Source organism: Stenotrophomonas sp. (assembly GCF_031995405.1).
GTDB lineage: Bacteria > Pseudomonadota > Gammaproteobacteria > Xanthomonadales > Xanthomonadaceae > Stenotrophomonas.
This window is the reverse complement of the sequence record NZ_DAMAGC010000152.1, coordinates 1-8,533: the sequence shown is the minus strand read 5'-3', so window position 1 is coordinate 8,533 and position 8,533 is coordinate 1. Positions and strand designations below refer to the sequence as shown.

The 8,533-nt window shown below is 70.5% G+C and carries 8 protein-coding genes and 1 pseudogene; all 9 read left to right on the top strand.

The features are described from left to right. A pseudogene (locus RTO53_RS18220) lies at window positions 1–477 on the top strand (type IV pilus secretin PilQ); the annotation flags it as partial. Between the two features lie 229 nt (window positions 478–706). After that, the gene (locus tag RTO53_RS18215; RefSeq protein ID WP_312239120.1) at window positions 707–994 is read left to right on the top strand and encodes a YkgJ family cysteine cluster protein; all 288 of its coding nucleotides are present in this window, start codon (window positions 707–709) and stop codon (window positions 992–994) included. A 115-nt stretch (window positions 995–1,109) separates the two neighbouring features. Then, entirely contained in the window at window positions 1,110–2,144 is a 1,035-nt protein-coding gene (locus tag RTO53_RS18210) for a MoxR family ATPase (protein ID WP_312239119.1), read from the top strand. Between the two features lie 5 nt (window positions 2,145–2,149). Continuing rightward, window positions 2,150–3,076, top strand: coding sequence for a DUF58 domain-containing protein (locus RTO53_RS18205; RefSeq protein WP_312239118.1), 927 nt, complete (start codon window positions 2,150–2,152; stop codon window positions 3,074–3,076). Further along, window positions 3,073–3,534: a DUF4381 family protein gene (locus tag RTO53_RS18200; protein WP_312239117.1), complete on the top strand. Its 462-nt coding sequence runs from the start codon at window positions 3,073–3,075 to the stop codon at window positions 3,532–3,534. Before RTO53_RS18205 ends, RTO53_RS18200 begins: the two co-directional genes overlap by 4 nt. Before the next feature lie 80 nt (window positions 3,535–3,614). Beyond that, complete coding sequence (locus tag RTO53_RS18195) at window positions 3,615–4,562, top strand: VWA domain-containing protein (protein WP_312239121.1); 948 nt, start codon at window positions 3,615–3,617, stop codon at window positions 4,560–4,562. After that, window positions 4,559–6,307 carry a VWA domain-containing protein gene (locus RTO53_RS18190; RefSeq protein WP_312239116.1) on the top strand — a complete coding sequence of 583 codons (1,749 nt, stop codon included), beginning with the start codon at window positions 4,559–4,561 and terminating at the stop codon, window positions 6,305–6,307. The genes RTO53_RS18195 and RTO53_RS18190 overlap by 4 nt, the downstream gene beginning before the upstream one ends. Beyond that, window positions 6,304–8,010, top strand: coding sequence for a BatD family protein (locus tag RTO53_RS18185; RefSeq protein WP_312239115.1), 1,707 nt, complete (start codon window positions 6,304–6,306; stop codon window positions 8,008–8,010). The genes RTO53_RS18190 and RTO53_RS18185 overlap by 4 nt, the downstream gene beginning before the upstream one ends. A 66-nt stretch (window positions 8,011–8,076) precedes the next feature. Next, a partial coding sequence (locus tag RTO53_RS18180; RefSeq protein WP_312239114.1) for a cation:dicarboxylase symporter family transporter occupies window positions 8,077–8,533 on the top strand: 457 nt, incomplete at its 3' end.

Genomic DNA, 8,533 nt, shown 5'->3' with positions numbered 1-8,533 from the left:
CCGCGCGTGGTCACCACCAACCAGCGCGAAGCCACGATCAAGCAGGGTAAGGAAATCGGCTATGTCACCATCAGTGGTGGCGGTGCCGGCGGTGTCGCCACGCCCAACGTGCAGTTCAAGGAAGTGGTGCTGGAGCTCAAGGTCACCCCGACCATCACCAACGACAACCGCGTGTTCCTGAACATGTCGGTCAAGAAGGATGAAGTGGAGAGCTACATCCGTCTGGAAGGCTACGGCGAAGTCCCGACGATCAACCGTCGCGAGGTCAACACCGCCGTGCTGGTGGAAGACGGCCAGACCGTGGTGATCGGTGGCGTGTACGAGTTCACCGACCGCAACAGCGTCAACAAGGTGCCGTTCCTGGGCGACGTGCCGTTCCTGGGCAACCTGTTCAAGAAGCGCAGCCGCAACAAGGACAAGGCCGAGCTGCTGGTCTTCGTCACCCCGAAGGTGCTGCGCGTGTCCAAGACCAACTAAGGGTCGCGCACCAGCTGCAGCAGAAGGGCCGCCTCGTGCGGCCCTTCTGCGTTCAGGACGCTTCGATGCTGCAACGTGCGTGAGGGTCGCTCAGCGCCCGCTGCAGGTACGGCCATCGATCAGTGAGCAACCGTCTGTGCCGGTTCGGGTGATTGGCCCGGTGTGAGGGGGAGGGCGAGGAATCCGCGCTATGCTGCCCGGTGATTCAGTGAAATAGCAGGTGATTCCCATGGCAGCGGCCAATTGTTCCAGCTGCGCCGCGCAGTGCTGCCGGCTCACCGTGGTGCTTGGGGCGGCCGACTGCGTTCCGGCGCACCTGACCACGGAACTGCCGACCGGCCTGCGCGTGATGGCCGGGGGCACGGACGGCTGGTGCGTGGCGCTGGACCGTGAGCACATGAATTGCAGCATCTATGATGATCGGCCGCAGACCTGTCGGCGCTTTGCGATGTCCGGCCCCTACTGCAGCGCGATCTTCGCCGGCGACAAAGGCGGGATGGCCGCGAGTACGTCTTAGGGCGGTTCCGCCCGCTGCGGGCGTCGCGTTCAGGCAATCTTGATGCCGCTCCGGCGTCAGCCCTGCCATCATGTGGATGGAACCTTACGCACGTCGCGTGGGTCACATGGATCCCATGAACCTGCCTCCCCCCATGCCCGACACCGAGATCGATACCCCCGCCGCCGCCGAGCAGGCCCACGACCGCCTGCACGATGGCTTCCGCGCGCTGCGCGACGCGCTGGCCGGCGAGATCGTCGGCCAGGCCGCGCTGGTCGAGCGCCTGCTGACCGCGTTGCTGGCCGATGGTCACCTGCTCGTAGAGGGCGCGCCGGGGCTGGCCAAGACCACCGCGATCCGCGCGCTGGCCGCGCGCCTGGAAGCGGATTTCTCGCGGGTGCAGTTCACCCCAGACCTGTTGCCGGCCGATTTGACCGGCACCGAGATCTGGCGTCCCCAGGAAGGCCGCTTCGAGTTCGTCCCTGGCCCGATCTTCCACCCCATCCTGCTGGCCGACGAAATCAACCGGGCCCCGGCCAAGGTGCAGTCGGCGCTGCTGGAGGCAATGGGCGAGCGCCAGGTCACCGTGGGCCGCCACACCTACGCGCTGCCGGCGCTGTTCCTGGTGATGGCCACGCAGAACCCGATCGAGCAGGAAGGCACCTTCCCGCTGCCGGAAGCGCAGCTGGACCGGTTCCTGATGCATGTGCGCATCGGCTACCCGGATTCGGATGCCGAGGCGGAGATCATGCGTCTGGCGCGGGAACGTGCGCGCGATGCGCTGGGTCCGCCGCCGCCGGCGCCGCCGCGGATGCCGCTGGAAGATGTGTTCGCCGCGCGCAAGGCGGTGTTGTCGCTGCACATGGCGCCGGCGCTGGAACGCTATCTGATCGAGATCGTGCTGGCCTCGCGCGATGCTGCCCGCTACGACCCGGCGCTGGCCCGACGCATTGCCTGGGGCGCCAGCCCACGCGGCTCGATCGCGTTGGAGCGCTGCGCGCGCGCCCGCGCGTGGCTTGCCGGCCGCGACTTCGTCACCCCCGACGATGTGCGCAGCGTCGCCCCTGACGTCCTGCGCCACCGCGTGCTGCCCAGCTATGAGGCCACCGCCGAAGGCTGGGATGGTGATCGCCTGGTGGCCGAGCTGCTGGCACGCGTGCCGGCACCCTGACCTCGATGGTGTCGAACGTGGACAACGCCGCAGGCGTCACCGAGGGCGACGGCCTGCGCCCCAGCCTGGCCGAACTGGTCGCGCTGCGGCGCAATGCGCATCGGTTGGCGCCGGCCCGGCGTGGCCGCCTCGGCCATGCCGGCCACGCGCCTGCGCCGATGCGTGGACGCGGCATGGAATATGCCGAGTCGCGAGAGTATGTGGCCGGCGACGATGCCCGCCACATCGACTGGCGCGTCACCGCGCGTACCGGGCGTGCGCACACCAAGCTGTTCCAGGCCGAGCGCGAGCGCTTGACGCTGCTGGTGGCCGACACCGATCCGGTGCTGTATTTCGGCACCCGGGTCCGTTTCAAATCGGTGCAGGCCGCCCGCGTCGGCGCGATCGCCGCCTGGCTGGCACAGCGCCAGGGCGACCGGCTGGGTGCATTGCGTGGCAGCACTGTGGAAGCGCCGCTTACGCCGGCCGGTGGCACGCGCGGCGTGCTGCGCGTGCTCGATGCGTTGACCCGCTGGTATGCCCAGCCACCGGCCGAAGACGCCGGCCTGGACCGGGCGCTGGAACAGGCCGCGCGCCTGCTGCGTCCCGGCGCGCGCGTGGTCGTGCTTGCCGATCCCGGCCAGGCCGCCGCCATCAGTGTGTCGCGCTGGACCGCGCTGGCGATGCACCACGAGGTCGTGGTGATGCTGCTGGTCGATCCATTGGAGCTGGCGCCGCCCTCGGCCTCGCTGGCGTTCCTGTCGCAGGGCCGGCGCGTGCTGCTCGACCTCGACCGCGCCAGCGTCCGTGAGCACTGGCGCGAGCGCTTCGTGGCGCCGCTGCAGGACCTGCAGAAACGCCTGTCGTCGCGTCGCATCCAGGTGCACGTGGTGGCGTCCGATGACGCCAGCGACTGCTGGTTGACGCCGATGCCTTCGGCGGTGGTGGCATGAGCGCGCCGACCGCGTTGCCGCTGCGCGATGTGCAGCTGCCGCCATCGCCTGCGTGGTGGCCGCCGGCCCCCGGCTGGTGGCTGGTACTGGGCGCGGTGCTGCTTGTCGCTGCGCTGCTGTGGGGGTGGCAGGCGCGTCGTCGTCGGCGGCGACAGGGCTGGATACAGTTGTTCGATGACGCCGTCGCCCAGGCCGCAACGCCGGTCGAGGAAGTGGCGGCCGTTGCCGCGCTGCTGCGCCGTGCGGCGCGCGTGCGTCAGCCCGGCGCGGAACTGCTGCAGGGCCAGGCATGGCTGGAATTCCTTGACGAGCCCGGCAGTCGTGCCTTCTCCGATGGCGACGGACAGTTGCTGCTGGACGGCGGTTATCGCCCGCAGGTCGATGCCGAAGCGGTACGGCGCCTGCGCGTGCTGGCACGTGCGCGCTTCCTCGGTCTGGTGTCGGGGCGGCGGCGATGATCGCGATGAACGTGTCGCCGCAGGTGGCCCAGTGGCTGCCGGACTGGCTGTCGTGGCTGGATACCTTCGCCTGGCCGTGGATGTTGGCTGCGCTGCCGGTACCGGTGCTGATGCACTGGTGGCCGCAGCGCAACGCCAGCGCCGCCGCGCTGCGCGTGCCGTACGCGGCCGCGCAGTTGCAGGCACTCGGTAGCGCCGTCGGTGGTCGCGCGCTGGGCGTCGGCCGGTTGCTGCTGTGGCTGGCGTGGGGGTGTCTGTGCGTGGCAGCGGCACGCCCGCAGCAACTGGGCGAGGCGGTGACCCCGCCGCAACAGGGACGGCAGATGATGCTTGCCGTGGACGTGTCGGGCAGCATGCAGGAGACCGACATGATGCTCGGCCAGCAGGTAGTGGAGCGGCTGACCGCCGCCAAGGCGGTGTTGGCCGACTTCCTGGACCGGCGTGTCGGCGATCGCGTCGGCCTGCTGATCTTCGGCGAGCGCGCCTACACCCTCACCCCGCTGACCAGCGATCTGGCCAGCGTGCGCCAGCAGCTCGGCGACAGCGTGGTCGGCTTGGCCGGACGCGAGACCGCGATCGGCGATGCGATCGCACTGGCGGTCAAGCGCCTGCGCGAACAACCGCAGGGCCAGCGCGTACTGATCCTGCTGACCGACGGCGTCAGCAATGCCGGCGTACTCGAGCCGCTGCGCGCCGCTGAACTGGCCAAGGCCGAAGGCGTGCGCGTGTACACGGTGGCGTTCGGCGGCGACGGCAGCTTCCGGTTGTTCGGCATGCAGGTCGCGGCCGGCGACGACCCGGTGGACGAGGCGACGCTGCAGAAGATCGCCACGCTCACCGGCGGACGCGCGTTCCGCGCCCGCAACACCGACGAGCTGGCCGGCATCTATGCCGAGCTGCAGCGGCTGGAGCCGGTGGCCTCGGCGGGGCCGGCGGTGCGCCCGCGGATCGAGCGCTATGCCTGGCCGTTGGCGCTGGCGCTGCTGTTGGCCGGGCTGGCCTGGATAGTGCCGAGGCGTTGGGCATGAACATTGAGTGGAGTGCACTGCATCTGGTCCGCCCGCAGGCGCTGTGGGCGCTGCTGGCCCTGCCGCTGATCGCGCTGGTCTGGTACTGGCGCCGCCGCCGCGGCAGCGCGTGGCACGCCGCGGTCGATCCGCATCTGTTGCGCCACCTGCTGGTTGCCGGTGGGCAGCGCGCCTGGGGCGGGCTGGTGGTGTTGCTGGCGGGCTGGACGCTGGCGGTGCTGGCCCTGGCCGGCCCCAGCTGGCGCCAGGTGGCGCAGCCGCTGTGGCAGTCACCGACGCCGCTGGTGGTGGCGCTGGACCTGTCCTCGCGAATCACCGCCACCGATCTGCCGCCGTCGCGGTTGCTGCAGGCCCGCGCCAAGCTGGCCGCATTGCTGCGCGAGCGCCAGGGTGGGGAGGTCGCGTTGCTGGCCTATGCCGATGACGCCTACACCGTGGCGCCGCTGACCGCCGATGCGGCCAACGTGGCGCTGTACCTGGACGCGCTGGGCCCGGATGTGATGCCACGCGATGGCCAGCGGGCCGAGCGCGCGTTGGACGCAGCGGTGCTGTTGCTGCAGCAGTCGGGCGCGCGCAGCGGCGACATCCTGCTGCTCACCGACCGAGCCGACGATGCCGCCGCCCGCGCAGCTGCCGCGGCGCATCGGCAAGGCTTCAACGTGTCGGTGCTGGGCCTGGGCACGCCGGCCGGCGCGGCCTTCCGCAGCGGCGATGGACAGATCGCGCAGGCGCGCCTGGACGAGGCCCCGCTGCGCGCGATCGCCAGCAGCGGCGGTGGACATTACGCGCGTATCGCCAACGACGACAGCGACCTGAAGGCCCTCGGCGTGCTGACGCCGAAGGTGAGCATGGACGACCGCCAGAAGGGCGACGGGCTGGCCTGGCGCGATGAAGGGTTCTGGCTGTTGCCGCCGCTGATGCTGCTGTCGCTGTGGGCGTTCCGGCGCCGCGGCCTGGCGATGGCGCTGGTGCTGTGCGCAGCGCTGCCGCTGGCCCTGCCCACGCCGGCCTACGCGGCCGACGGCACCCTGTGGCAACGCGCCGACCAGATCGATCAACAGAAGCTGGGCGCCGGCGTGGATGCGTATCGCCGCGGTGACTTCAAGGCCGCGCAGCAGCAGTTCGAGGGCATCCACAGCGATGCCGGGTGGTACAACCTGGGCAACGCATTGGCACGGCAAGGCCAGTACGACGCCGCCATCGCCGCATACGACAACGCGCTGAAGCAGACGCCCGGCATGCCCGATGCCGTCGCCAACCGCGCTGCGGTGGATGCGGCGCGCAAGCGCAAGCCACCGCCGACGCCGCCGAAGGGCGACCAGGGCAAGCAGCCGCCCAAAACGCCGCCGTCGCAAGGGCAGGGGCAGGGCCAACCCGGGCAGGATCAGGGCCCGCCACCCAAACAGCAGGGCAAGCAGGACCCTGGACAGGCGCCGCCTGCCCCGGGCCAGAATCCAGGCAAGCCGCAGGACGGCGATGCAAAGCAGGATGCCGGCACTCCGGACCCGGCCGCGCAGGCCAAGGCCGATGCGGCGCAACGCCAGCAGATGCAGCAGGCATTGCAACGCCAGGGCAAGGACGGCAAGGACACCCCGGCGCAACGGCAGGCCGCCGAGACCCCGCAGCAGCGCGAGCAGCGCCAGGCCGTGGAGGCATGGATGCGGCGGGTGCCGGATGATCCGGGCAGTCTGCTACGGGCCAAATTCCAGCTGGAAAACGAACGCAGGAAACGGGAAGGACGATGAGCATGGGTTCCACCACGCGGCGATGGATGCAGGCCGGCTGCTGGCTGCTGCTGGGACTGACCAGCCTGGCGCAGGCGCAGACCCGCGCCTGGCTGGATCGTCAGCAGATCAGCGACACCGAAGCGGTCACGCTCAACATCGAGAGTGATGCCGGTGGTGCGCCGGACTACGCGCCCTTGCGCGCGGACTTCGACCTGAGCGCGCAGACCAGCAGCCGCCAGATGCAGTGGGGCAATGGCGGCACCCGCTCGCGCAATCTCTACGCGGTCGTGCTGTCGCCGCGGCGCAGCGGCACCCTGCAGATTCCCGCGTTGCAGGTGGGCGCCAACCGGACGGCGCCGTTGCTGCTGCAGGTGGCGGCCAGCGCCCCCGTCGGCACGGGCACGTCGGCGACCCTGCCGGGCAACGCGGCGGTCTTCATGGAGACCGAGGTGGATGACGCCACCCCGTATGTGCAGCAGAGCGTGGGCGTGGTGGTGCGGCTGTACTACGCCTCGCAGCTGGTCTCCGGCGAGCTGGTGCTGGATACGCCCGACGGTGCATCGCTGCAGCGCGTGGGCGAAGACCGCAGCGAGGTGCGCGAGGTCAATGGCCGTCGCTACAACATGGTCGAGCGGCGCTTCCTGTTGATCCCCGAACGCAGTGGTCCGCTGCAGTTGCCGGCCGCGCAGTTCAACGGCCGCACCGCCGGCGGTTTCTTTGACGACATGTTCGGCGGCGACGGGCGTCTGCGCGCCAGCGCGCCGGCACGCACCCTGCAGGTACAGCCACAGCCGGCCAACGCGCCGCAGCCGTGGTTGCCGCTGCATGATCTGCGCCTGCGCTACACCGCTGCGCCCAGCAGCGGGCGCGCGGGCGAGGCGGCCACGGTGGTGGTGGAGGCGACCGCGCAGGGGGCCACCCGCGCGCAGTTCCCGGAGCTGCCCACCCTCGACGTGGGCGCGGATGCGCAGGTATTCGCCGAGCCGGCGCAGTTCGATGAGACCTTCACCGGCAGCACCCCGCAGCTGAAGATGACCCGGCGCTATTCGATCGTGCCGCGCAATGCGGGCAGTCTGCGCGTACCTGGCCCGCGCATGCCGTGGTGGGATGTGAAGGCGGGCGCGCCGCGCATGGCGACCTTGCCGGACCTGACCCTGACGGTAGCCGCCGGTGGGACGGGCGGTGCGGCGCCGCCGGTGCCGCTGGATACCACCTCGGCCCTCCCGGGCGAGGCACCGGCCTCCAATGCACTGCCGCTCGCCGATGCACCGTCCTCGGCACGCCCGTGGGGCTGGATTGCCGCGGCCATCACTTTTGCGGTGCTGTGGCTGCTGACCCTGTGGTGGGGCTGGCGACGGACCGGTCGGCGGGGAGCGGAACCGCGCACTGCGCCGGTCGCCGTTGCCGGTGTCCCGCTGGCCACGGTGTCGCGTGCCGAACTGCGCCGCGCACTGGAAAGCCAGGGGCTGGACGAGATCATCGCCCTGCTGGCGTCGATGGGCGGGGTGCAGGGCCTGGAGGCGCTGCTGGGGCGGCTGGCCGACCCGGCCCAGCGCGAGGCGTTGCTGGCCATGCAGCGGGTGCGTTGGGCCGGCCAGGGCGGCGATGTAGCCGCCGCGCGGCAGGCGCTGCGCCGGGCGTTCCATGACGGACCGCACTGGCGGGCCACGGCGGTGGCGGAAAACAATGGGCTGGCGCCTCTATATCCTTCGGGACCTTGACGCGCTGCCGGGCCTGCGGGACCGGCTTTGCTAAGCTGATTCAATTCTTTACAGGAAAGCCGCTAGATGACTGAGGCCGCAAAGACCCGGCAGAAAATGCCTTTGCACTGGAAAATGGGCATCGGCTTCGCGCTGGGCCTCACCCTCGGCCTGATCGTGCACGCCGCTGGCCCAGGCGTGCCCGGACTGACCGATTTCGCCAAGGGCGTGATGGCCTGGGTGACCACGCCGCTGTCGGGCCTGTTCCTCAACCTGATCTTCATGCTGATCGTGCCGCTGATCTTCTCGGCGCTGATCATGGGCGTGTCGGAGATGGGCGACATCCGCGCGCTCGGCCGCATCGGCTGGAAGACCCTGGCCTATACGGTGCTGCTGTCGGACATCGCGGTGGGCATCGGCCTGGTGCTGGTCAACGTGCTCAAGCCCGGTGCCGGCATGGACCCGCACGTGGCCGCGCAGATGCTGTCGGAGAACGCGGAGCGCAGCAAGGAAATCGTCGCCGGCATCCATGAGACCCCCAAGG

What these genes read in the sequence shown, in the direction of transcription:
- RTO53_RS18215 (WP_312239120.1), top strand. Translation starts at nt 707, where the DNA reads ATGGCAGCGGCCAATTGTTCCAGCTGCGCCGCGCAGTGCTGCCGGCTC.
- RTO53_RS18210 (WP_312239119.1), top strand. Translation starts at nt 1,110, where the DNA reads ATGAACCTGCCTCCCCCCATGCCCGACACCGAGATCGATACCCCCGCC.
- RTO53_RS18205 (WP_312239118.1), top strand. Translation starts at nt 2,150, where the DNA reads ATGGTGTCGAACGTGGACAACGCCGCAGGCGTCACCGAGGGCGACGGC.
- RTO53_RS18200 (WP_312239117.1), top strand. Translation starts at nt 3,073, where the DNA reads ATGAGCGCGCCGACCGCGTTGCCGCTGCGCGATGTGCAGCTGCCGCCA.
- RTO53_RS18195 (WP_312239121.1), top strand. Translation starts at nt 3,615, where the DNA reads ATGTTGGCTGCGCTGCCGGTACCGGTGCTGATGCACTGGTGGCCGCAG.
- RTO53_RS18190 (WP_312239116.1), top strand. Translation starts at nt 4,559, where the DNA reads ATGAACATTGAGTGGAGTGCACTGCATCTGGTCCGCCCGCAGGCGCTG.
- RTO53_RS18185 (WP_312239115.1), top strand. Translation starts at nt 6,304, where the DNA reads ATGAGCATGGGTTCCACCACGCGGCGATGGATGCAGGCCGGCTGCTGG.